This is a genomic window from Vibrio sp. J2-4 (genome assembly GCF_021728155.1).
Taxonomy (GTDB): Bacteria; Pseudomonadota; Gammaproteobacteria; order Enterobacterales; family Vibrionaceae; genus Vibrio; species Vibrio diabolicus.
Genome location: NZ_JAKKCN010000001.1, coordinates 445,661 through 470,786, shown reverse-complemented (window position 1 = coordinate 470,786; position 25,126 = coordinate 445,661). Strand labels below are relative to the sequence as shown.

At 45.0% G+C, this 25,126-nt stretch carries 20 protein-coding genes and 1 other RNA gene; 6 read left to right on the top strand and 15 right to left on the bottom strand.

The features are described from left to right. Positions 1–708: a lipoprotein-releasing ABC transporter ATP-binding protein LolD gene (gene lolD, locus L3V32_RS02155; protein ID WP_237283738.1), complete on the bottom strand. Its 708-nt coding sequence runs from the start codon at positions 706–708 to the stop codon at positions 1–3. Next, entirely contained in the window at positions 701–1,909 is a 1,209-nt protein-coding gene (lolC, locus tag L3V32_RS02150) for a lipoprotein-releasing ABC transporter permease subunit LolC (RefSeq protein ID WP_065645406.1), read from the bottom strand. The genes lolD and lolC overlap by 8 nt, the downstream gene beginning before the upstream one ends. 249 nt (positions 1,910–2,158) lie before the next feature. Between lolC and L3V32_RS02145 the strand changes: the two genes are divergently transcribed. From L3V32_RS02145 to L3V32_RS02130, 4 genes are all read left to right on the top strand, one after another. Beyond that, positions 2,159–2,728, top strand: a complete 570-nt coding sequence (locus L3V32_RS02145; protein ID WP_237283737.1) for a PilZ domain-containing protein — start codon at positions 2,159–2,161, stop codon at positions 2,726–2,728. 5 nt (positions 2,729–2,733) lie between these two features. Then, positions 2,734–6,195 carry a transcription-repair coupling factor gene (gene mfd, locus L3V32_RS02140; protein ID WP_237283736.1) on the top strand — a complete coding sequence of 1,154 codons (3,462 nt, stop codon included), beginning with the start codon at positions 2,734–2,736 and terminating at the stop codon, positions 6,193–6,195. 7 nt (positions 6,196–6,202) lie between these two features. Further along, positions 6,203–6,973, top strand: a complete 771-nt coding sequence (locus L3V32_RS02135) for a peptidoglycan binding protein CsiV (protein ID WP_237283735.1) — start codon at positions 6,203–6,205, stop codon at positions 6,971–6,973. A 163-nt stretch (positions 6,974–7,136) separates the two neighbouring features. Continuing rightward, complete coding sequence (locus L3V32_RS02130) at positions 7,137–7,685, top strand: GNAT family N-acetyltransferase (RefSeq protein WP_048626173.1); 549 nt, start codon at positions 7,137–7,139, stop codon at positions 7,683–7,685. 84 nt (positions 7,686–7,769) lie between these two features. Here the strand turns inward: L3V32_RS02130 and L3V32_RS02125 are convergent, their stop codons facing one another. The 7 genes from L3V32_RS02125 to hinT form a co-directional block, all read right to left on the bottom strand. After that, positions 7,770–9,059 (bottom strand): NAD(P)/FAD-dependent oxidoreductase, encoded by a 1,290-nt coding sequence (locus L3V32_RS02125; RefSeq protein ID WP_005390626.1) that lies wholly within the window; start codon positions 9,057–9,059, stop codon positions 7,770–7,772. Positions 9,060–9,597: 538 nt separating this feature from the next. Then, positions 9,598–10,137, bottom strand: coding sequence for an alpha/beta hydrolase YcfP (gene ycfP / locus L3V32_RS02120; protein ID WP_237283734.1), 540 nt, complete (start codon positions 10,135–10,137; stop codon positions 9,598–9,600). Between the two features lie 75 nt (positions 10,138–10,212). Further along, a complete protein-coding gene (thiK, locus tag L3V32_RS02115) occupies positions 10,213–11,094 on the bottom strand; it encodes a thiamine kinase (protein WP_237283733.1) in 882 nt (293 codons plus the stop codon). A 24-nt stretch (positions 11,095–11,118) separates the two neighbouring features. Continuing rightward, complete coding sequence (gene lpoB / locus L3V32_RS02110; protein WP_005378467.1) at positions 11,119–11,709, bottom strand: penicillin-binding protein activator LpoB; 591 nt, start codon at positions 11,707–11,709, stop codon at positions 11,119–11,121. A 66-nt stretch (positions 11,710–11,775) separates the two neighbouring features. Next, positions 11,776–12,168 (bottom strand): YcfL family protein, encoded by a 393-nt coding sequence (locus L3V32_RS02105; RefSeq protein ID WP_005390620.1) that lies wholly within the window; start codon positions 12,166–12,168, stop codon positions 11,776–11,778. Next, positions 12,168–13,565: a hypothetical protein gene (locus L3V32_RS02100; RefSeq protein ID WP_237283732.1), complete on the bottom strand. Its 1,398-nt coding sequence runs from the start codon at positions 13,563–13,565 to the stop codon at positions 12,168–12,170. The genes L3V32_RS02105 and L3V32_RS02100 overlap by 1 nt, the downstream gene beginning before the upstream one ends. A gap of 71 nt (positions 13,566–13,636) precedes the next feature. After that, positions 13,637–13,987: a purine nucleoside phosphoramidase gene (hinT, locus tag L3V32_RS02095; protein ID WP_005390611.1), complete on the bottom strand. Its 351-nt coding sequence runs from the start codon at positions 13,985–13,987 to the stop codon at positions 13,637–13,639. A gap of 267 nt (positions 13,988–14,254) precedes the next feature. Here hinT and L3V32_RS02090 point away from each other — a divergent pair, with 267 nt between their 5' ends. Both L3V32_RS02090 and L3V32_RS02085 read left to right on the top strand, forming a co-directional pair. Beyond that, positions 14,255–16,246, top strand: coding sequence for a methyl-accepting chemotaxis protein (locus tag L3V32_RS02090; protein ID WP_109168573.1), 1,992 nt, complete (start codon positions 14,255–14,257; stop codon positions 16,244–16,246). 163 nt (positions 16,247–16,409) lie between these two features. After that, positions 16,410–17,570: a DUF1887 family protein gene (locus L3V32_RS02085; protein WP_005390608.1), complete on the top strand. Its 1,161-nt coding sequence runs from the start codon at positions 16,410–16,412 to the stop codon at positions 17,568–17,570. A 156-nt stretch (positions 17,571–17,726) separates the two neighbouring features. On the opposite strand, the gene udp is transcribed toward L3V32_RS02085, so the two are convergent. From udp to L3V32_RS02055, 6 genes are all read right to left on the bottom strand, one after another. Beyond that, positions 17,727–18,485, bottom strand: coding sequence for a uridine phosphorylase (gene udp, locus L3V32_RS02080; RefSeq protein WP_012842006.1), 759 nt, complete (start codon positions 18,483–18,485; stop codon positions 17,727–17,729). 306 nt (positions 18,486–18,791) lie between these two features. Beyond that, positions 18,792–21,098: a zinc/cadmium/mercury/lead-transporting ATPase gene (locus L3V32_RS02075; RefSeq protein WP_237283731.1), complete on the bottom strand. Its 2,307-nt coding sequence runs from the start codon at positions 21,096–21,098 to the stop codon at positions 18,792–18,794. A 178-nt stretch (positions 21,099–21,276) separates the two neighbouring features. Beyond that, entirely contained in the window at positions 21,277–21,696 is a 420-nt protein-coding gene (locus L3V32_RS02070) for a CBS domain-containing protein (protein WP_005390603.1), read from the bottom strand. 248 nt (positions 21,697–21,944) lie between these two features. Beyond that, the gene (locus tag L3V32_RS02065) at positions 21,945–22,679 is read right to left on the bottom strand and encodes an RNA methyltransferase (RefSeq protein WP_048626169.1); all 735 of its coding nucleotides are present in this window, start codon (positions 22,677–22,679) and stop codon (positions 21,945–21,947) included. Between the two features lie 208 nt (positions 22,680–22,887). After that, positions 22,888–22,984: signal recognition particle sRNA small type (gene ffs / locus L3V32_RS02060), an RNA gene on the bottom strand. Positions 22,985–23,121: 137 nt separating this feature from the next. Next, positions 23,122–25,125 (bottom strand): GGDEF domain-containing protein, encoded by a 2,004-nt coding sequence (locus L3V32_RS02055; RefSeq protein WP_237283730.1) that lies wholly within the window; start codon positions 25,123–25,125, stop codon positions 23,122–23,124. Between the last annotated feature and the right edge of the window lies 1 nt (position 25,126).

Genomic DNA, 25,126 nt, shown 5'->3' with positions numbered 1-25,126 from the left:
TTAGCCCTCCGCAGACGCAGTATCAGTCACAAAACGATCTACGAGCAAACCATCTTGCATGTGCATTTGACGATCCATTTTCGCTGCCAGCTCTTTGTCATGCGTGACAACCAAAAATGCAATGTTTGACTCTTTATTGAGCTCGCGCATCAAATCATAGATAGACAGTGCCGTATTGTGATCTAAGTTCCCCGTAGGTTCATCGGCCAAAACCAGATCAGGCTTATTCACCAATGCACGCGCAATCGCAACACGTTGACGCTCACCGCCCGATAACTCAGAAGGCCTGTGTTGCATCCGATGACTCAAACCAACTTTATCTAACAACACTTTAGCCGCCTGTTTTGCATCCGCTACTTTAGCGCCGCCAATCATCAGTGGCATCGCCACGTTTTCAAGCGCAGTAAAATCAGCTAACAAGTGATGGAACTGGTATACAAAACCAAGGTGCTTGTTGCGTAAAGCCGCCTGTTTATTCGAACTTAAAGCCGATAGGTTTTGCCCTAGAAAATCAACTTCACCATGAGTTGCGTCATCTAACGCCCCTAAAATATGCAATAAGGTACTTTTTCCCGAACCAGAAGAGCCAACAATAGAAACCAACTCCCCTTTGTCGATATCGAAACTTACGCCTTTCAACACTTCCGTATCTAACGAACCCTCTCGGTAGACTTTACGAATATCACGACATTCTAATAGCTTATTCATAGCGAAGTGCCTCAGCAGGTTTAACAGAAGATGCTCGATAAGAAGGATAAAGCGTAGCAGCAAGGCTAAGAGCAATCGCCAACACCACCACTAAAAGAATTTGCAGTGAATCAATCAAGATGGGTAGATGACCACCAAAACTGAATAGCGCCACACCAGCAGATTCAAGAATAGCGTTCAGGTTAAGTGACAAGATCACGCCCGCAGCACCACCAACAATCGCGCCAATTACACCACTGCTTGCACCTTGCACCATGAAAATGGTCATCACTTGAGATTGAGTCATGCCTTGAGTTTTCAATATTGCGACTTCTGATTGCTTCTCCATCACCACCATGATTAAGGCGGAGATAATATTGAATGCAGCAACGCCCACTATCAGACCTAGCATGAGTCCCATCATGTTCTTTTCCATTTTCACCGCTTGGAAAAGCTCACCACGCTGTTCGCGCCAATCACTCCATTGCCACCCGTCAGGCATGGGTTGATCAGCAAAATCCGTCACCATAAATGGATCAGAGAAAAAGACACGCCAACCAGAAACCGTGTCTTTCGGAAAACGCATCAGCTTAGATGCATCCGTCATGTTAACAATCATTAATTGACCATCAACGTCCGATCCCGTATTGAAAATACCAGCGACAGTAAAATTGCGCTGGCTAGGAATACGGCCAAGTGGGGTAAACTGCGTCGCGTTGGTCACCATTAAGCGCACTTTATCCCCCATTGATACCTTTAGAGAGCGCGCCAAACTATGACCTAAAAAGACATTGTAATCGCCCGCTTGAAGTGACGATAATCGCCCAGCAATCAAATGGTTGCTAATCGGGTCGCCTTTCTTTGGTTCAATGCCAATGAGGTAACCTGCCGTCAGTTGCGCAGAACTCTGAATTACAGCCTCTCCACGCACGATAGGCTCCGGTTCAGATTCACTCGACATCGCTTGAACAAATGAAGGGGCAGACTCGGTCAACGGCGTTTTTCCATCGTGTTGTGAAACAACAGCGTGAGGCAGCACACCTAAAATGCGCTCTTTTAACTGCGATTCGAACCCATTCATCACAGAAAGAACCGTCACCAACGCCATTACACCGATCGTAATACCCGCCGTCGACATATAAGAAACAAATCGGCTGAACCTATCTCCAGAGCGTCCCCGAAGATATCTCAAACCAATAAATAATGAGATAGGATGATACATATAAGACAAACCAACTGGTTGTTTTGATATAAAGCTTTAGCAGATTATCTTACCTTACTCTTCTCATTAAGAAGACAAGAGAATCGCTAAATTTGTCAACGACATGCAATAAGTCTGTATTTAGGGCAAAAAGTTCAAGGACAAATCAGGTAAACTTGATAACTTCATTCAGTTAGCGATAATCAGTGCCCTACTTCTCTTTGTTTGTTGAGTGAACAGGGAGCGCTCGCTGGCAAAAGGACCGACTATATGACAGAGCAAGAATACTTTACCGTCCATCATAATCTCACTATCAACGTCGAAACGTTGAGTGCGGATTTTGCTTTGCCAGATGAAGAAACCTTTGTCTCCGAAATTCCAGCACCGTTTATTGTTGCCAGCGAATTTAGCCATCTAGATATCTTGGCAGACAATGCACGTCTAGAGCTAAAAAACAAAGATTTAAAGCATGTGATTAACTTGCTTGATACGCAAAACGCGAAACTTAACCTCTTGTTGAGCTTTATGCTTTCACAACAAGATGACGCCTCCATTCGATACCAAACCACAAAGTTTGGCGCCAGCCAACTCAGTTACCGTTCAGATACAGCGCTATCTGCCCAACAACTCGTTCGTGTTAAACTGTTTCTCGACCATCCTGCTGCAGCGATTTACGGTTACGCTCAAGTAGAAGAATGTGAGGCTTCAGAGCAAGATTTCATTATTACTCTTAGATATAAGATGCTACGTGAATCTGACCAAGATTTGCTGATAAAAGCGGCACTATATCAACAACAAAAACTTTTACGTCAGCGCTCGATGGAGCGAGATAAAAAATAACTCCTATGACAAAAGCAACGATTCTTTCCGTCACCAATCCTTCTGAGCGTGGCGACAAAAAACAGCTAGGTAATTTACCGGGCGCGGCTCTACCTCTAGCTATTGCTGAGCTAGCCAAGCAGCATTCGAGTCACTCGCTACTCGTCGTGCCTGACCCGCAAATCGCTTTAAAACTTCAAGCGGAGATTGAACAATTCACCGACCAAACAGTAAGCCTGTTCCCTGATTGGGAAACGCTGCCTTACGATAACTTTTCTCCGCATCAAGAAATCATCTCTGAACGTATCGCGCGCCTATACCAACTGCCAAGCCAACGTGATGGCATAACCATCGTCCCGGTCAGTACAGTATTGCAACGCCAATCGCCACGTGATTTTCTGTTGCAACACACTTTAATGGTGAAAACTGGTGATCGACTCTCGCTTGAGAAGCTACGTGTACAACTTGAAAATTCGGGCTACCGCCACGTAGACCAAGTATTTGGGCCAGGTGAATACGCGAGCCGTGGGTCGATTCTGGATCTCTTTCCTATGGGCAGCGATGACCCGTATCGCATCGACTTCTTTGATGATGAGATAGATACCATTCGCACCTTTGATCCAGAGAACCAACGCTCTATCGACGATATTCAGCAAATCCAATTGCTGCCCGCGCATGAGTTCCCAACCACTAAAGAAGCGATTGAGGATTTTCGTACACGTTGGCGCACCCAATTTGAAGCACGCCGAGAGCCAGAGTCGATCTACATGCAAGTGACCAAAGGCACTTGGCCCGCGGGTATTGAGTATTGGCAACCGCTGTTTTTTGACCATACCGAGACTTTATTTGAATATTTGCCAGAAGACTCTCAAGTCATCACATATGGTGATATTGAATCTGCGGTCGATACTTTCTTAACCGATGTCGAATATCGGTACGACCAGAAAAAAGTTGATCCACTACGTCCTCTTTTGACTCCTGAACAACTTTGGCTGAAAAAAGACGAACTCTTCAGCCAACTAAAACAGCTCCCTATGGCTCAATTGAGCCTAGAGAAAGTGGTTAAGCGTGCTGGTCGTCAAAACCTACCAGTACAATCGTTAGCCGAGCTTGGCGTTCAGCAACAAAATAAAGAACCGCTTTCGCGTCTTCGTCAATTCAGTGAGCAATTCAGCGGCAAAATTGTTTTCTCGGTAGAGTCGGAAGGTCGTCGTGAAGCACTAACAGAACTGTTGCAAGGCATCAAAGTTCGCCCAGTCGTACATGGTTCACTTTACCAAGCTCTAGATTCGGGTGATCGCTTCAGTTTGATCTTAGGCGCTGCAGAGCATGGTTTCATTCACGAAGAGCTGAACTTCGCTCTGATCTGTGAAAGTGATCTTCTCGGTGACCGCGTTATCCAGCGACGCCGCAAAGATAAGAAAGCAGTCAACAGTGACACCGTTATTCGCCACCTTGCGGAATTGAAACCCGGTCAACCCGTGGTTCATATTGATCACGGCATTGGCCGCTACATCGGTTTGCAAACACTTGAAGCTGGTGGCATGAAAACGGAATACGTCACCCTTGAGTATCAAAACGATGCCAAGCTCTACGTACCAGTTTCATCACTAAACCTTATTAGCCGTTATTCAGGCGGTGCTGAAGAAAGTGCACCACTGCATAAATTGGGTGGCGAGGCTTGGGCAAAAGCACGTCGTAAAGCGGCAGAAAAAGTGCGTGATGTCGCGGCTGAGTTGCTGGATGTTTACGCTAAACGAGAATTAAAACCGGGCTTCAAATTTGAGCTAGATCGTGGGCAATACGCAACGTTTAAAGCAACGTTCCCATTTGAAGAAACGGATGACCAAGCGATGGCCATCAATGCCGTCTTGTCAGACATGTGCCAAGCAAAAGCGATGGATCGCTTAGTGTGTGGTGACGTGGGCTTTGGTAAAACGGAAGTCGCTATGCGCGCAGCATTTGTCGCAACGGATAACAGTAAACAGGTCGCCGTACTCGTACCAACAACCTTACTTGCTCAGCAGCATTTCGAAAACTTCCGTGACCGTTTTGCCAACTTACCAATCCGAGTTGAAGTACTGTCTCGCTTTAAGTCTGCCAAAGAACAAAAAGTCATTTTGCAAGACGTTGCAGATGGTAAAGTCGATATTGTCGTCGGTACGCATAAGCTGCTTTCAAGCGACATTAAATTCAAAGATTTAGGTTTGTTGATCGTTGACGAGGAACACCGCTTCGGGGTTCGTCAAAAAGAAAAAGTCAAAGCAATGCGTGCGGATGTGGATATTCTTACCCTCACCGCAACACCAATTCCACGTACACTGAATATGGCCATGAGTGGCATGCGCGATCTGTCGATCATCGCGACACCTCCAGCGCGTCGTTTAGCCATCAAAACCTTTGTTCGTCAAAGAGAAGAATCTGTGGTCCGTGAGGCGGTACTGCGTGAAATCATGCGTGGTGGTCAGGTTTACTTCCTGCACAATCAGGTAGAGACTATCGAGAAAGCCGCGGAAGACTTGCAAAAGCTTATTCCTGAAGCACGAATTACCGTGGCACATGGTCAAATGCGTGAGCGCGAACTGGAGCGCATCATGAATGATTTCTACCATCAGCGCTTTAATGTGTTGGTGTGTACAACGATCATCGAAACCGGTATCGACGTACCAACGGCGAATACCATTATTATGGATCGTGCAGACAACCTTGGTTTAGCGCAACTGCACCAATTGCGTGGCCGTGTTGGACGCTCTCATCATCAAGCCTATGCTTACTTATTAACGCCACATCCAAAAGCCATGACCAAAGATGCTATCAAGCGTCTTGATGCGATTGCTTCACTGGAAGACTTAGGCGCAGGCTTTACTCTAGCAACTCACGACTTGGAAATCCGTGGGGCTGGTGAGCTGCTTGGTGACGAGCAAAGTGGGCAAATTCAATCGGTTGGTTTTACACTGTACATGGAAATGCTGGAACAAGCAGTCCAAGCATTGAAAGAAGGTAAAGAACCTTCTTTGGACGAGCTGCTTCGTGAACAAACTGAAGTTGAAATGCGAATCCCAGCGCTCTTGCCAGACGATTACATCCCGGATGTGAATACACGACTGTCGATGTACAAACGTATTGCGAGCGTTACGAGTGGTGAAGAACTCTCAGAGCTCAAAGTGGAACTTATCGATCGATTTGGACTGCTTCCAGACGCGACGAAGAACTTACTTGCTGTCTCAGAATTGAAAATTTCGGCTGGTAGCCTAAAAGCGAAAAAGATAGAAGCCCATGATAAAGGTGGATTTATCGAGTTTTACCCTGATGCTGACATAAATCCAGCGTATTTGGTTAAACTGCTGCAATCACAGCCGCAAAAATTTGCAATGGAAGGTCCAACTAAGTTCAAGTTTAGCGTACCATTGGCGGACCGACGTAAACGCATTCAGCTTGTTCAAGACTTACTGAATGATTTTAAACAGAATTTATTACCAACGAGCTAATAGTCGAATGAGAATACTGATCCCGTTATTGCTTCTATGTGTCTCAATGCCTTCTTGGGCACAGCGTCAATTTGATATTGAAGTGATCATTTTCAAGCGAGCAGTCGACGCTGAAAGCACCACTGAATCTTGGCCGAATCAACTGCCAAAAATCGATATGGAAAATGTCGGCAGCTTAGAGAGTGAATCATACCGTCGCTCTAAAGGCGTAACACTACTGCCACGCTCATCTTTCCGCCTGAATGCGCAAGAAGCAGCATTAAACAACCACGCTGGGTTTAAAGTGCTTAAACACGTAGCATGGCGTCAAGGTGACCGAGGCAAATCTAGCGCCCCAATTTTCCGTATTGTTGGTGGACGAGATTTCTCTGATTCTTATCACGCAGATGGTAGTCCAATCAATGGCAGTACTCAGACATTTTCCACTGACGGTTACAGTGAAGAGACAGTCAACGGTCCTTTGTATGAACTAGACGGTCGATTCCAAATTTACGTGCAGCATTATCTATTCGCTGAAACGACACTAGACCTGCGCGAGCCAAGTGTTAGAGAAGTGCGTTTTGAACCAACTTCAACCGAGCAATTGGCGGATGATTTAGGTGAGGTCGATGGTAATGTTCAAGTGGGTAACTTGGCGGAAATCTCCCCTACAATAACAGAAGAAAAGTTCCTCATGAGCTACCGAATGGATCAAAAACGCCGTATGCGTAGTAGTGAGACTCATTACCTAGACAACCCATTGATGGGCATGATCATTCAAGTTCGTCGCGTTCGATAAGCACGAGTGATTCAACAAAGCGCAGCATTTGCTGCGCTTTGTTTTTATCTGTTATGTCCTCAGTTATTCCTAACCAACGCAGAGCAAGGAAAATAACTGCGTTACAGTATGAAATAGACAGTTTTCAAATTACTTACACTCAACATGGAAGTCGTATCAGTTCATGAGTCCAGATTTTGAAATCATTGCGCCCCGCTTAGCGCTCAAGCTCATCCCTTCTGAAGAAGCTCACTTACTACAACGTTTGCTTGCAGAGTCCCCTTCCCTACACCAGTGGCTAGATTGGTGTAATCAAAACGTTACGTTGAAAGATGCACAGGACTTCCTGTTGGCAACCCGACTTAACTGGGTAAAAACAGAAGCTTTCGGTTTCGGTATCTATGAGCGACAAAGTAACACTCTAGTAGGAATGGCCGCCGTAAACGAGTTATATCACACGTTTAATATGGCAAGTATTGGCTACTGGGTTGCTGACCGCTATCAACGACAGGGCTATGCTCAAGAAGCCGTTAGAGCCTTGGCTGAATTCTGCTTTGCAAAGCTGAGTTTAACTCGACTGGAAATTGTCTGTGACCCCGACAACGAAGCAAGCCAAACCTTAATTGAGTCAGTCGGTGCACAAAAAGAAACCATCGCCAGAAACCGGTTTATTTTTCATGGTAAGCCTAAGGATGGCGTTGTGTACTCACTTTTACCGGCAGATCTAACATAAATAAAAAGCCACCGACTTGCGGTGGCTTTTTATATTTCGAAGATACAGCATCCGCGCAATCCGCGTAGATGTGAATTTGGCGTCTTAGTGAAGCTTAAGGTTTGGACGCAGTACTCGGTTGATACGACCCACGAGCATCATCAGTCCGGTTTTAAATACGCCGTGCAACGCCATCAGGTGCATTCGATATAACGAGATATAAACGACACGTGCAATACGGCCTTCTACCATCATCGACCCTTTGGTTAGGTTGCCCATCAAGCTACCAACGGTAGAGAAACGGCTTAGAGACACCAATGAGCCGTGATCTTTATACACATAGTCTTTCAGCTCGCGTCCGTTGATCTTCGCAACGATGTTGCTGAATGCTTGGCTTGCCATTTGGTGCGCAGCTTGCGCACGTGGTGGAACAAACGAACCATCAGCCTGAGTACATTGTGCTAAGTCACCAATAACGAAAATGTCATCATCACGCGTCGTTTGTAGTGTATTTTTCACTACCAGCTGGTTGATACGGTTCGTTTCTAAACCAGCGATATCTTTAATAAAATCTGGTGCTTTAATACCCGCAGCCCAAACCATGATTTGTGCCGGGATCTTCTCACCATCTTTCGTGGTGAGGCCATCTTTTTCAGCTTTAGTCACCATGGTTGCCGTGCGTACATTTACGCCCAACTTCACCAGCTCCTGATGAGCAGCAGAAGAAATACGTGGAGGTAACGCTGGTAAAATACGCTCACCTGCTTCAATCAGATTGACGTTCAACTTGCTAGAGTCAAGATCGCCAAAGCCGTAAGTGCGCAGCTCTTTAACAGCATTATGTAACTCAGCTGATAGTTCAACGCCAGTTGCACCAGCACCAACAATCGCGATATCCACCGTACCGTTACCGTTTTTCGCGTGCAGTTTTAGGAACTCATTGTTCATTTCTGTGCGGAAACGGTGCGCTTGTTCTGGACTGTCTAGGAAAATACAATTCTCACGAACGCCAGGAGTGTTGAAATCGTTTGATGTTGAACCAATCGCCATGACCAGAATGTCGTATTCTAGCTCGCGGCTTGGCATCAGAAGCTCACCATGCTCATCTTTAAGCTCACTTAAGATGATCACTTTACGTTCGCGGTCGATGTCTTGAAGGCTACCCATTTGGAAGTCGAAGCTGTGGTTTTTTGCATGAGCTCGATAACTCAGAGCATCCACCCCTTCGTCCAAAGAGCCAGTTGCAACTTCATGCAATAATGGCTTCCACAAGTGGCTCGCTTTACGATCTACTAGCGTAATTTGCGCACGGTTCTTGCGACCTAGAGTTCGGCCAAGCTTAGTTGCCAACTCAAGACCACCAGCACCGCCGCCTACAACGATAATGCGTGTCACAATGATTTTCCTCTACAAAAATGAATATATGGGGTTCAGCTCGATGCATGACTCACAAACATTTGTGGCATCCATCCAACCGATGAATTCTTGGTTCTTAGAGGTGTCTCAATTTATTTGGATTAAAAACTGCTGCCTAATTTTATTCTTTATCTATCAATGACTTGTTAGGAATCAGCATATTTGTCTGGTACGCATACGACGCCAGAGATTTTTGGGCAAGTTTATTACTCGCTCTCAATTTTTTTTGATATTTATCAAATTATTTTAGTCTGGTTCATTATATAGAGACGTACTTTGAAGGCAACCAAAATCCGTGTGACGAGTACGGATTGACTACTTTTCGACTACTCTACAACAAGGTATTCGTGCCACATAGGATGGAAGTAAGAAAACGGTAAGGAGAACACAATATTCTGAGCGCTAAACCAAGAAAATGAGGCCTTTAAAGAGAAAGTGACTCGGCATACTCACAAGAGGGGGTCGCAGCAAAGCAGCCGATAAAAAATGCCGCTTTACTGTTCACACTCAAACACTCTTAAGTATTTTTAAATGCCTTAATCGCTTGTAAATGGTGAGAGATCTTTTTGAACTTGTGGGACTGCGTTTCGTCCCAAATGATTTGATAGTATTTTTCTAACTCAGCTGCAGTTTTCGCATTGTCATGCACTTCATCATCTTTGGATAAAATCACCAAGCAGTGCGCCTGATTTTTCGCTCGAAACTGATCAACACATTTTGTTGCGATATCTTCGTACTCTTCTGGGCGATCGATTCGACCAGCCATCGTTTTTTCTGGGTGCAAGTTCGGGTTAAACATCACTTGCTTGATACCGCATAGAAAACCAATTCGTTCAGACCAATAACCACCTAAACCAACCCCACAGATCAACGGGTTTGGATCATCCGATTGATCGATAACTTTAGACACCTCTTTTAACAAGTGTTGCATGTCGTGCTTTGGGTGAAGGGTGCTGTAATTGATAAAACGAACGTCGTCGTCGATGAATTGCAGTTGAAGAACTTTTTCGTGGTTACCCGGGCTTGTACTGTCAAAGCCGTGTAAGTAAATAATCATGTGTACCTCTCCCTGTGTGTATCTGGTACTTTTATTAAAACTACCACTATTTCCTTACTGTTAAAGGGGAAAATATCACGAGTTCTCAAAACAGTGATCTTCCATACACAATGAGCCTTTCAACTCATGCGCACTGTTTAAGTATTGTTCATCTCCCCACAATTTATAGGCCAGTAGATACCAAAGCATCGCCATCACTAGGGTTCTTGACTGCCACGCCTGTACACCACTTAACCAAAGAGACGTATCGTCGATACCTCGAATTTGGCAATACTGTTTCACTGCCTCTTCCACAGGCGCATCCGCGACTTGAATAGTCAAGGTCAAATCAAGCCTAGGGTCAGCAATACCAGCATACTCCCAATCAATGACTTTCACCCCACTATCTCCCCGAACGAGGTTGTAACACCCCAGGTCAAAGTGACAAAGAGCTAGTGGAACCGGCGCTACACTCGGTTCCGTGCGCCACTTCATGTATAGAGCCTCAAATTCCGTATCCGCATACTGACCATCAAGCTCAAGCCAATAATGATCGATGCGAGAAATATAAGAAAATGGAACCAAAGGGAGCGCACTGATCGGGTGCTGATGAATGGTCGCCGCAATGGATAATAAATCTCTTACTGGTAGACCTACATCCGAAAGTGCTTGCCCTTCGATCCATTCCACCAGTAAACCTTGCTCGTGGATAAACACTGGCTTGGGGCCAATTTCTAATGAAGAGATAGCATTCAGAACTTGATATTCATTGTGGCGAGAAATTGAAAAAGCCTTGCAAACATTACTGGTCGGTCGCCAGATGTATACAAGGCCTTGAGAGGATTCCAACCGCCAACAACGGTTGGTTAACCCCCCGGTAACGGTTTGAACTTTTACCGGAGGCTCAGTAAAGAAGCCATCGAGAGCATTAAGACTCGGATCTAACTGTTTTGCTTGTTGCCAAGAAAACCATGCCATTGATGACTTCTCCATCAGTATCGATTAAAGACCGAATAAGCTCTTCGATTGCGCTTTACGAATTTCCGTTTCATCCGCCCACTCAATCAAACCTGTTTCTAGGTCCATTAGGCGCATGGTCATCTTGTAGTATACATCTTTATCGCTACCTGCATTTTTGACGATGCTAGATAGGTTACCGTAAAGCATGTATTGCGCACCCACCATTTTACCAAATTGGATCGCTGTGCTTTGGTTAACCAGCTCATCCGTGTTTTGGAAGTTAAGCTGTTCACGCACAGACTCAACACGATCCATATCAACAAAGCGGAACTTACCAGAGTTCAGCATCTTAGTAGAAATAGTGTCGGTAATGGATTCAGTGTCAATGTGTTCACTGGTCTTGTTCTTAATTCGCTCAACAAAAACGATAGGACGTTGATCACGAGTAATTGCTGCTACAGAACCCGACATCATCATGCTATCAACCATTTCAGCCGCGATTTTTTGTAAATCTGTTGAGCCAAAATCGATAGTCGTGGTTTCTGTTGCTTGCGCATCGCCGTAAGAGACTTTGTTAGAACAGCCACCCAAAATGACGGCAAGACCTAAAAGAGCAATAATACTTTTTTTCATGAGAGTTCCTTAGTTTTTCAATACCAGCGCATCGTTAGCGCGGCAGCTTCGGCAAAGCCGTTAAGATTAATTGTCTTGTGCTTCTCTAATTTGAACACGGAATTTGGTGCCATTTGGATTCACAGTAACTTCAGATAACGTGACTTGCTCAAACCCTCGCACAATCATTTTGCGCCATGGGCCAGGCTTGGTATTCACTTCTAAACCATTATTGTCATACCAATAGAAGCGGTAAAGAATGTGCTGGTCACCTTTATAGTTACTGCTTAGTTGCACTACTCCACGTGGACGATCATCAACGTAAGTGGTGGTGATGTTGTCAACTAATAAGCGACTACCCAAAACGTTATCATTAAAAAATACTTTTTGCGTTTGACCATCAATTCGAATACCAGCCGTGTTTTCGGCGCATCCAACTAAACCAATAGCCATTGCTAAACAAATAAGCCATGCTTTCATTACAGTCTCCCTAGCTGTTTATGCCACACGGTTGAGTGTGTTCCCTGACGAGATACCCATACCAATGTAGTCTGCTGTGCAGGTACTTCAAACTGATAGGTTTGATCACCCAAGTTTAAACTTTGTGTTCCCGGTTTCACGACTTTTGATGCCGTTTTCACTTGCGCTGGTAATGTTTGCCAACTTCTCGTATCCGGCTGCTCGGTCAATGTGTTCCATACATTGAAAAGTATGTTACCCACATCATCGCCTTTTTTCGCCGCCTCTTTTCGGATTCGATCTTTTGCCCAAACGCGAAGCGCTTGACGGATCACCATTGTAGTCAGACGTTCATTAAGATCGTTTTGTGCCATCGCATTAACATCAGTCAGCGTGCTAGAAGGCAATACCTGACCATTTAAAACCACATCGCTAAAACGTTGAGCACCCCGATTCGGATAATAAGGAAGCGCCAACGAATAAATGGCCCCATTATCGCGACTGTCGTAAATCGGTAGATCAATACGCCAACCTTTCAAAGCCTCCACTACGCCTTGTTCATCAATAATGATGACTCGACCTTGAGACTGAGCTAACCCAGAAGGTGCTTTACCATACCGTTTCTCTAGCATGCGTAAGTCTTCACGCATGCCTAGTTTCTTAGCGGCGTACAACGTGCTTTCAACAACTTGTTTGTTGTCTGGCATCACAGCGAGTGCTCGTCGGTAATCAACATAAGCACTGTTTAAATCTCGTGACGCTTCATATAACAAGCCAGAAAGATAGAACAAATAGCCGTTTTGTACTGCGCTTAGTTTTTTACCAGCATCAGGGTAGCTCGCCAACACACTGCCTAAATTGGCAGACATGCCTTGCTTTTTCAGGTCTTTTTCTGCTGCTTTTAGTTCTTTTTCACGCGCCTTTCTTGCCGCTTCCTGAACTTGATTGGCTCGACGCACTTCAACAAGCGCCCCTTCCAAATCGTTTTTCTGTAAATAGTTTAGCCCGAGATAAAGGTGCAGAAAGCCAAGTTCATAATCGGCGGGGTGATAATCTTGGAGATTGTCGTTCACTGCGAGAGAGCCGACGCTCGTTGCCGTTTCTGACACAGAAATAGTCGCGCGATCTTGCTGAACACGAACGGCACGATCACCATTTTCCAGCGCTTTCAAACTTGTCGGGTAATCTTCAGCAAGAAAAGAAATACGGCCCTTTTCAAAGTTGCCAAGTATCTCGCCACCCACTTCGCTCGATTGAAGTTGTTTCGCTTTCGCATATTCCCCTGCAACAACGGCTTGATAAACTTCTTGATTCTGGTTGCTGTAGTGACTAAACAGATTGCCCGCAGACAAATTCGCGCAGCCAGAGGCCATTAAAGCCCAGCTCATCAGCCCTAACAGCTTTACACCTAGTTTCACATTTATCTCCACAAATGTGTCATTCGACAGGAAAAAGAAGTGGGTGAACTGCGCCACCCACTTTTTAAAGCTTAGCTCAATACCATTGGACCTAGAGGACGACCGCCTAATAGGTGCATGTGAATATGGTAAACCTCTTGGCCACCGTGCGGGTTACAATTAACGATCAGGCGATAGCCGTCTTCCGCAATGCCTTCCTCTTTCGCCAGTTTTTTAGCAACAGTGAACAAACGCCCCATCATTGCTTCATCTTCAGCTTCAACATCATTCGTTGTTGGGATCAATTTATTCGGAATAATGAGAATATGGCTCGGTGTGCGCGGGTTAATATCGCGAAACGCAGTCACCAACTCATCTTGATAAAGAATATCGGCAGGGATTTCCTTACGAATAATTTTACTAAAGATCGTTTCTTCCGCCATGAGGACTCCATTTTATAAAGGTAATTAGACCCCAATTAGTATGCGCCAACCAAAAGCGGAGCTCAATAAAAACAGTGTTCACTTAACATTATTAATCAAACGCTAATTAACGAAGCTTTTTTTGTCGTGTGCGTCATAAAATGCGCGTCACAAACTCAATACAATCCAATGAATTTTGTTACTTTTTTAAGACAATTATTATTTTTATACCCAAGTAAGCTCAAAATTCTTGGGTAGCTTGTCTATTTTGGGAGAGGAAGCTCACTTATGCGAGGTTCAGTTATTAAAAGGATGTATGCGGGCTTTGCTCTGATCATCATCCTATTTGCCGTCACAATTGCCATTATGATGGGAGGAATGAGTGATATTCACGGGAAGTTTGGCACCGTGTCTAAATCATCCCTACCACTGGTATCGTTATCTAACCAAACCAGTGTTGAACTGCTTTCTGCCGACAAATCGTTTAAAGATTTTCTGACGACAGAGAATAAACAACGCATGGATGAAATGCGTCAGGAATTTGCTAGATCTCAACAACGTTTCGAATCCACTTTGGGTCAACTGGAAACTGCGAGCCAAATCTATCCTTCTCTTGCCGAACCGTTTTCACAATTAAAAGCGTTAGAGCAGAGCTATTTTACTGAAGCTCTTGAAGCCATGGACAACTACGAAGCGATGTTCGCTGCGCAAGAAAAAGTGCAAAAATCGTCACGTCGCTTCCAAAAGCTGAATACCGAGTTGTCGGTCGGCCTTAAAGAATATGTGGCAGATCAAACTAGCATTTCTGTCAAAGTCATGGCGAAGAGTTACTTCATTAAGCTAAAAGATGCGGAAGTTATAACCTCTGATGCCCTCGCCAGTTCTGATCCTGAGTTTGTTACGCAAGCCGTGACCAAAAACCGCAAAGCAGTGACTCATTTGAACTATGCTTTCCGTGGTTTAGTTACTCAATTACCTGAACTAAAAACAGCGTTTGGTGAGTCGGTAGAACAATTCACACGCGATGTGGGAATGCGTGGAGGTGTCTTAGACCAGCACAATAATTACCTCAATGCTCGTGCAGCGCTATACAACAACATCGCCAACCTAGCGAATAAAGTTGATTCAACCATGGCGATTCTTGAGCAATTTACGTCAACCGCAACGGATAAACTTAATGAATCGTTAGCAGACGCTGGTAACATTTATTCTGCGGGTGTGACGAAAGCCATCATCATTGGCGTTGTCGTCGTGCTACTTGCCACAGCGATTGGCTACCACATCGCGCATAGCGTTCGCGAACCATTGACTCGTATTCTAAAAGTGCTTGAAAGCCTGACTGAAGGTGACATGACACAACGTATCGATATTCGCTATAACAACGAGTTCAGCCGAGTGAGTGGACACATTAACTCACTAGCCGACAGTCTTCACGAGATCTTAGTGAAACTCAACGAAGCGTCAGAGAACCTATCTTCGACCGCAGCAACAAACGAAAGCACGTCTTCGCAAGCGCAAAGCAAATTAAGCTCACAACGTGAGCAAACAGCAAACGTTGCGACCGCAATGACGGAAATGTCTCACTCAGTGCAAGAAGTCGCTCAAAGTGCACAAGGTTCACTAGAAATGGTGCAGCGTGTCGAATCTGCCTCTGAAGAAGGCAGAAATGTCATGAGCAGCAATATCTCGACCATAAATCAACTGGAAACGCGTTTGAACGAATCCGTTTCCGCTGTCTCTGAACTTCAAAAAATGAGTGGTCAAATTGGTTCTATCCTCGATGTGATTCGCAACATTGCTGAACAAACTAACCTACTGGCATTGAATGCAGCAATTGAAGCGGCTCGCGCTGGCGAACAAGGTCGCGGCTTTGCGGTAGTGGCCGATGAGGTGCGTGTGCTTGCATCCAGAACCACTCAGTCCACCACTGAAATTGAATCGATGATCAGTAATCTGCAATCCAGCTCTCAGTCAGCAAATCAAGTGATACAAAGCTGCATGAGCGATATGGAGATGTCTGTTGAGCAAGCATCAAAAGCGAACAGCTCAATGGAAGAGATTCAAGCGCTAATCATCGAAATCAGCCAAATGAGTACGCATATTTCGCAAGCGGCAGCAGAGCAAAGTGAAACCTCAGCAGACATTGCACGCAGTATTGAAGATATCAATAGTATCGCCGATGAAAGCTTCCAAGCTATGTCGAGCATCGCACAGACCAGTGAATCCCTGACTCACTTGGCTCATCAACAGAATGAATTGGTTCACCGCTTTAAGTTATAAATAATTTATAAATTTAAGCATTAATTAGTGCAATCAACTGTATAAGGGCGACTTTTTGTTAAGTCGCCCTTGTTTTTTATCGGCCATGTCTACATATGATTAATATGGCCAGCTCATCCCCTTGCACATCTCTTTTCGAGCGGCCTCATAAAAAGGAAAATCTATGGCTGTTCATGTTGGTATTATCGACCAAGACCCAGTGAGATTGGTCACTCCTCTATTAGATAATCGTACGCTAAGCACACATATCGTCTTCATCGGAGACAAGAGCCAGTTAGATATATTTGACCGACTGAGTGCCGTTTTAGAGCAACGAGACATTACTTCCGAATTTTTTGAAATCCCATCCGCCGTCAATACTTCGCTGATCAAACAAGCGATTCAAAAACTGGCAAAAGATCTCCATGAGCGCGGCGAAGATGTGAAATTGAACGCCAGTTGCGGTCTTCGTCATCGCTTATTGTCTGTGTACGAGGTTTTCCGTACCTATCGCTGGCCAATTTTTGTGGTTGAGCCAAGTAGCGATAAGCTTTGCTGGTTATACCCAGATGGCAAAGAAGATACTCAGGTCGAAGACCACATTACGATTGCTGACTACCTCACTATCTTCGGCGCACGCGGCGAGTTCCACCACGTTGATTTGCCTCCTCTTCTTGATAAAAAACTGTATGAACTTGGTGAACGCTGGGCCTCAAATGCGCTTGAACTTGGTCCAGGCTTAGCGACTCTTAACTACCTTGCAACCACATGCCGCAAAGAGCAAAAACTTGATGTGGAGCTTTCTGAAAAGCAACAAGGCTACCGTGAGCTCAACATGCTGCTTTCGGACTTAGTGGAAGCGCAAATCGCCACTTATGAGAATGGTGTTCTAACGTTTGCAGATGAAGATGCACGCCGCTTTTCAAACGGTGAATGGTTAGAGACTCTGGTACACAGCACGGTCAAGCAAATTCAAGATACGATGCCGACGATTCAAGATCGCTCTTTGAATGTTCAGGTTTATCGCAAACTTGGTGAAAGTGAAGTACGCAATGAGTTGGATGTTGCAACAGTAGTAAACAACAAGCTCCACATCATTGAGTGTAAAACCAAAGGCATGCGAGATGACGGCGATGACACCTTGTACAAGCTAGAATCCCTCAGAGATCTACTAGGTGGTTTACAAGCACGTGCAATGCTGGTGAGCTTCCGACCGCTTCGTCATAATGACATTACTCGTGCAGAAGATTTGGGGCTAGCTCTGATTGGCCCTGATGAGCTTAAAGATTTAAGAACGCACCTAACGGCTTGGTTTAAAGACGCAGGCGGCTCGGACGAGATCTAGTATCAGTGATAAGAACTAGAATTCAAAATGATCAAAAGCAGCGTTACAGGCTGCTTTTTTCATACCTAATTTTTAAGTGTGGGTTTAGATAGGTAGAAAAAAACCAGAGGCGTGCCTCTGGTTTTTCCGTTTGTTTAAAATGCCAATTATCGCGGCTTACAGCATTTTACGCGCTGCTTCTACTACCACCTTAATTGAACGAGCTTCCGTCTCTTTCAGAGTTGAATGATCTGGAATCTCTTTTTGTGTACGGTTGATGATTACACCCGCCACACAACCTGCTTTTAGACCAGAGCTCGCACACATTGTTAGCAATGTTGCAGACTCCATCTCAAAGTTAAGTACGCCCATGTCTTGCCATTCTTGCATAGAACCTTGGAAACGCTTAACAACGCGACCAGAGAACGTGTCGTAGCGCTCTTGACCTGGGTAGAAAGTATCACTTGAAGCCGTCACACCCATGTGAACCGCAGCGCCAGACTCTTCTACTGCCGCTTTCATTGCAGTTGCTACTTCAAAGTCAGCAACTGCTGGGAATTCCATTGGCGCAAAGTGCAGGCTCGCACCGTCAAGGCGAACTGACCCCGTCGTTACGATCATGTCACCTACGTTTACATGCGGTTGAATTGCGCCAGTTGTACCAACACGTAGGAAAGTACGAACACCAAGCTGCGCGAGTTCCTCAACTGCGATAGAGGTAGAAGGGCCACCAATACCTGTAGAACAAACCACAACAGGTTTACCGTCTAATTCGGCACGGTATAGCGTGTATTCACGGTGACTTGCTAGAAATACTGGGTTTTCCATTTGTTCTGCGATTTTTTGAACGCGCGCTGGATCACCAGGAATGATGGCTAGAGTCGCACCATTAAGATCAGCTTCAGTAACACCTAAATGAAATACAGCTTGAGACATAAGTCGCTCCTTATTGTGGCTTATTTTATGAACAATAAGCTCATTAATCAGTTATTGGGTACAAATGCACTGTAGCGAACCTTTTACCAACATAGAGTGATCACAATCACAATGAGAAAATGTAATGAAACTATAATTTCACCCAAAACAAGTAATGATCACACTTTTTGGGAGTTTGGCTCATTTTGTTGTATAGCGATGCGTGATTTCAAAAACAAACTAAAACATCTTATTAGATTTCGTCGATACGGTTAAAAATGCCCGAGACACGAATGCCTCGGGCTTTTTATTAGCTAGTTAGGTAGGTCACTTGGCCTGCTTGGACTCAAAACGGAGCAATCTCAACGCATTTAACGTAACCAGTGCAGTTGCGCCGCTGTCGGCTAATACTGCCACCCATAGACCCGTAATGCCCAGTAAACTTGTCACCAAGAAAACGCCTTTCAAACCAAGCGCTAACGCAACATTCTGACGAATATTGCTTAACGTCGCACGCGATAGTTCTATCATGGCAGGTAACTCAATCAGACGATTGTGCGTTAATGCCGCGTCGGCCGTTTCCAGCGCAACATCCGTACCGCCTCCCATCGCAATACCGATACTCGAGGCTCTCATCGCTGGCGCATCATTAATACCATCTCCCACCATTGCAACGGTGTGTTGCTGTGATAGTTTCTCGACGTAATGCACTTTATCTGCTGGTAATAAGCTTGCTTTATAATCCAAGCCTATTCTGGTCGCCATTGCTTCAGCACTTCTCGGGTTGTCACCGGTTAGCATCACCGACGTTATCCCAAGCTCCTTCAACGTAGCGATAGCTTCTTGGGCATCTGGGCGCAATGTATCTTGCCATGCAATCACGCCAATGACCTCGTAATCGTAACGCACAATAACAACCGTTTTACCTTGTTGTTCCAACGTCACCACTCGCTCTTCGGTTTCTTGAGAAAGTGGGAAATCGGCCTTAGAAGGCGTGACTACTTGGACTATTTTCCCATCGACGTAACCAGTGACACCAGAGCCCACTTGCGCGGTTTTATCTAGCGCTTCAGGAATAGGAAGCCCCTGCTGTTGCACTTTATTAACTAAAGAAACCGCTAGAGGATGGCTTGAGCCAACTTCGATTGAGGCTGTCAGGCTAAGTAACTTGTCTTCATCTACACCAAAAGCAAAGACGTCGGTCACCTGCGGCTTACCTTGCGTTAATGTACCGGTTTTATCAAATGCGACGGACTCAACCTTACCAAGCAACTCAAGCGCCGCACCACCTTTGATTAATGCCCCCCGCTTCGCCGCAGCCGCCAAGCCAGAAGTAATCGCTGCAGGCGTTGAAATAACCAACGCACAAGGACAGGCGATCAGTAACAGGGCAAGTCCTCGATAAATCCACGTTTCCCATGGTTGAGCAAACAACAGTGGTGGCGTGACGATAACCATCAGGGACACCAACATCATCAGCGGCGTATACCAACGGCTGAACTTATCCAGAAAACGTTCTAATGGTGCCTTACGAGATTCTGCTTCTTCAATCAAATGGAGAATTCGGTCAATCGCATTCTCGCCTTGGCGAGAAGTCACCTGTAAACGAACGACTTTATCGACAACTACAGCCCCGGCCATCACTTTGCCACCCGTTTGGTGCTCAACGGGAACGGATTCTCCCGTTAACGCGCTTTCGTCAAAACTTGCAAGCGCATCTTGCAACACACCATCCGCTGGCAAACGACCACCGGGGGCAACTTCTATAATATCCCCCAGCTTAAGCTGAGCTGCAGGCACCTCTTTACGCTCACCATCAACAATTAAAATTGAATTTTCTGGGACTAAGTCCATTAGCGCTTGGACACCACTTCGAGCGCGGGATGATGCATATGCTTCTAACTTTTCACCAATAAGGAAAAGCAATAACACCATTGCCGCTTCAGCGGTTTCACCTAAATATAAAGCGCCGAGCGCTGCCACACTCATTAACGTTTCAATCGCAAAAGGCGTACCGCTACGCGCCAACTTGAACGCTTTAAGCGCAATTGGGTATAAACCCAGTAAACAGGTCAACGTGAATAACCAAGTACTTATTTGAGGGTCGATCTTAGAAATTATTGCCGCGACAACCATCGCACTAGCAATAGAGAGAATTTGAATGTTGTCTTTTACTACCCCACGCCAGCCCTTCGTTGCAGTATTTGGTTTTGGAGCATCGAGTGAAGAAAGCGGAAAACCTGTTTGTTGGGCTGTATGCTCTATCGTAGAGGTCAGCTCGCGATCGTCAAAATCGACAACCAGTTTTTCTGTTGCAAATAAGACTTTTGCTTGGCTAACACCTTCCAAAGACGTAATAGCCTTCTCAAGCTTTTGTGCACATGAAGGGCAATCCATACCTGACACAAGCCACGAGTTTCGAATTGAGGAATCATTCTCCCTTGAGGGCTCTTCTTCCTCACCAGGGTCGGCGCTACAACTCCCTCCGCTGCAACATGAACTTTCGGACACTTCTACGCCAGCTTGAGAAATGTTGAGTGAAGATTTTACTGGTGCGCAGCACGACTCGCTCGCGCCAAGCGGCACCGCAGTTTTGATTTTGCTAGATTGGCAACCTTGATGTTTCGTACACATAATTTATTTTCCTTATTGGTGTAGGCTCTTTGCCTATGACTAAGGATAAACCTTAGAGCTAGCTCCAAGGTCAAGGTGATTTTTTAAAAACTCGTCGATTGAAAATAAAAAAGACGCCGAAGCGTCTTTCCAAATGACTTATTTAAAATCAAGCACCTATGATATTTGATCAAAAAGGTTAAACTGGATGCTTAAAACACTCATTTAAAGTCATCCCGATGGCGCGCAGCACATCTCGCCTAGTGATAACGCCAACCAATTTACCTTTACCGTCAACCACTGGATACATTTTTGGCTTACCAATCTTCATCATGTCAGCCAACTCAATCACTGACATGTCTGGAGAAACAGATAAAACATCGTCATGCATACACTCTTGAACGGTATGCGTGTCTTGGCAGTGATAACTCGCTTTCACCAATTTATCTAACAAGTCTTGCTCTGATAAGAATCCAACTACCTTTTCATTCTCATCAATGACGGGGCCACCTAATGTGACGCTTTGCATGACTTTATTCAAAGCAGCCGAAAGTGACATATCTTTAGTGAAGGTCACCGCTTGCAACGTCATGTAATCTTTTACTTTTAATGAATGCATTCTTATCTCCTTAAGGGCATTTTATTGCGGCCTTTAGATAAGTGTCGCCTAATTTCCTGAATTTACTAAATGGAAATGAGTAATTTTATTTATAGGTGCAGCCTATTGATCTGAATCAAAATTAAGTCATCATCGGCATTCACTGTTGTTTAATTGAGCACAACTTGCAAATGGGCTGATTTTTAACAGGTGGTAAATACAACAAAGCCAGTCAAATTGACTGGCTTCATTATTGGCGCATAGTTACATTAACAATGATGTCGACGCATGTTGTCTAAAATAATACCAGTTGCCATTGCGACATTCAGCGACTCAGCACCACCAAATGCCGGAATCGTGATCTTATTTGTCACGAGCTTCGCAGCGTCTTCACGTACGCCGTGGGACTCGCTGCCCATCAACAAAATACCTTCAGCAGCGAATTCCGTTTTATGAACGCTCTCCCCTTCCAGAAACGCGCCATAAACTGGCAAGTTGGCTTCTTCTAAGTAACTTGGCAAATCCACCAGACTCACTTGTACGCGGCCAAAACTGCCCATGGTCGCGCTGATCGTCTTAGGGTTATACGGATCAGCACAATCTGTACTCGCAATAATGTGCTTGATGCCATACCAGTCTGCGACACGAATAATTGTTCCTAGATTACCTGGGTCAGATACACCATCTAGCGCAATCATCAAGCCTTTTGCTTGAGGCACTTTTACACTCGGGATTTCAACCACTGCAATGGCCGCGTTATTGCTCACGAGAGTGCTCGCTTTGGTCAGGTCGTCAAGCGATGCTTCAATGCAATCAAAACCACTTAGCGCACTAGCGTTTTGTTCGAGAAATGCCTCGGTTGCGAAGACATGCTTCACCTTTAATGAACTACTTGCCAGCTCTAAAACGTTCTTTTCACCCTGAACTAGGAATAAGCCATGCGCTTTACGCTGTTTCTTTTGACCTAAAGCACGAAGCAGTTTTAATTGGTTTTTTGAAATCATTAAAGTATCCCAGGTGAAAATGGTTATTCGGCGAATGTACTCTAAACAATCTTCACGACAGTTCGGTATCAAGCGCGTGAGATTATAAATTATACCTAAATAACCTCAAGAAACTTGATTCATCAGAAGACTTTGAAGAGCAAACGCAGTAAAAGAGGGTTCAAAAACGAAAAAAGCCCTGCGATATACGCAGGGCTTTTAAAGGGTGGGACCCCAGCCACATCCCGGCACACAAGTCACCCGCTGCGGCTGCTTCCTTCCGGACCTGACCGAGTTCACGAGCTATTGTTGCGAGAGGACCAGAGCCCCATAATTCTTTTCGAGAGGACTTGCCTCAATCGATGGGGCGATTATTCAGTATCAGCCCTCATAATGCAAGAGCAAAAGCCTTGAATTTCGTCATTTCATTACCGTTTGGACAAAACTCGATCAATTCATTCCTCTATGATTGAGCCACGTAACGATGCGAAGAAGGATAGCGGCGTGTTGACTGCTTACTTGAATACATATCTTCATCAGCTAAATGCATGGCTTGCTCTAAGCTCATGTGCTGTTCTCTCTTTGCAGAGACACCGATAGAGATACCCACAGACTCTAACTCACTACACAGTTTGCCTTTTACATCAATTCTGCTGAGCTCTTTCATTGCCCTATTTAATTCTGCTTGAGTCGGGTAGCCCAACAAGATGAACTCATCTCCCCCTATCCGGTAACTTTTCCCTGACCATACATAATGAATTTTTAGCGCCAATAATTGTAACACCTCATCACCAGCACGATGACCGTACGTATCATTGATTCGTTTGAAGTGGTTAATATCCAAGTAAAGTATGGATAGCTCTTTGTTTACGCCTTTTCGATGTTTTACTTGCAACGCGCGGCGATTTCTTAACCCCGTTAAATTGTCGGTATTCGATTGACGGTAAAGATAAAGCGAAACGCAAATCGCAAAAAACAATACAAAGACAAACACAGCCTGCGTTTGCGTTGCCAGCCGAACCTCATATTCAAGCGCGGTACGCCAATCTGGGCGCAGGTCGTACTGGGCAATGATCTTATCAACTTCCAACATCGCTATCGCTCGACTGAAAAAAGGAGCAAGCATGGCACCTTTCTCGTTCGCCACCAATCCAACAGAAAGTTGTGACTGGTAAAACTCGCCAATCGCCGTGTCCTGCTCTATCGGAACCAACTCGCTCAGACGTAAAAAGTGGTTGAGCATCGCGGTATCCATCGGAATGTAATCGACTTCTTCATTCAATAAACCCTGAATGAGTTCTTGTTGGGTACGATAACGTTTCAGCTCTTTTAGCGGTAAAAGTTGCGTCATCATTTGGTCGAAAAAGTCGTCCTCAACCACACCAATCCGCTCAGAGATCAACTGTGACACATGAGAGTAAGTGTTCGGCTTGTAACCTAAACGCTTGACCATAACGGATGCTGGTGAGTAATGGGGCTTGGGAAAGTAACTAAATTCATGCCGCTCGCGACTGACCGTTAACGGCGCTAAAATTTCAAAACTCCCCTGCATAAACTCATGGTACATGGAACCCCAGCTTTCATTTGGCTCACTAATGATCACGCAGTTTAATGCCAAGATCTCACAGCTTCTCAGGACGACATCTGCCGTCATCCCTTCGATACTGCCGTCTTCGTTGTAAACAACATATGGAAAGATAGATTCGAGCTTGATCCGTATAGGCTCACTAAAATCGAGAGGTAATAAGCGAATAGATTCTCGCAATGCCGCTCGCCTTAATTCAAATTGATACTGGGAGATCTCTTCACGAAGTTGCTTTTGCACTCCTTCCCCATGAATAAACGTAGCGAACGTATCCAACTCTTCGAGGTGATGATCTTTTTTACTGATGATCGATACTGGCTTTATCGAAATCTGATCATTCAACATCTTAGCGTCAAAGCCCTCCAGCAGCATCGGCTTAAGCTGATTGATGGCATCGACTACGCCTTCAACAACGCCTGATCTCAGTAACGTTACCGCTTGCTCATGACCTTGATAAGAGACCTGTTTTAGCTCCGGGTAGTATTGTTTGAGTAATTCGGCATAAACCGTATCTTTAGGGACGCCAACTCGTGAAATGTCACTCAACGTCGAGTCTTTTAAACCAAAAAGGTAGGTATATTCGATATTAGTTGGACGGGAGTAACTAAAGCGTTGAGCACGCTCTTCTGTGTAAGTGATATTAGCAGCAAAGTCCGCTTCTCCATTCGCGACGGAATTTAGAATGGCATCAAAGCTGGAATAGTTCACATATTGAACGGTAAAGCCGAACTCTTTCGATGCAGCATTAAAAAGAACACGGGTGACGACATCATCCGCTTCTGTCGCAACTTTATAATGAGCAATTAAAGGTGATTCAGCTTTTACATTCAAACTCAGTAGGCAGCAAGTAAAAAGCAACAGTGTTCGAGCAAAGGTAGTCATG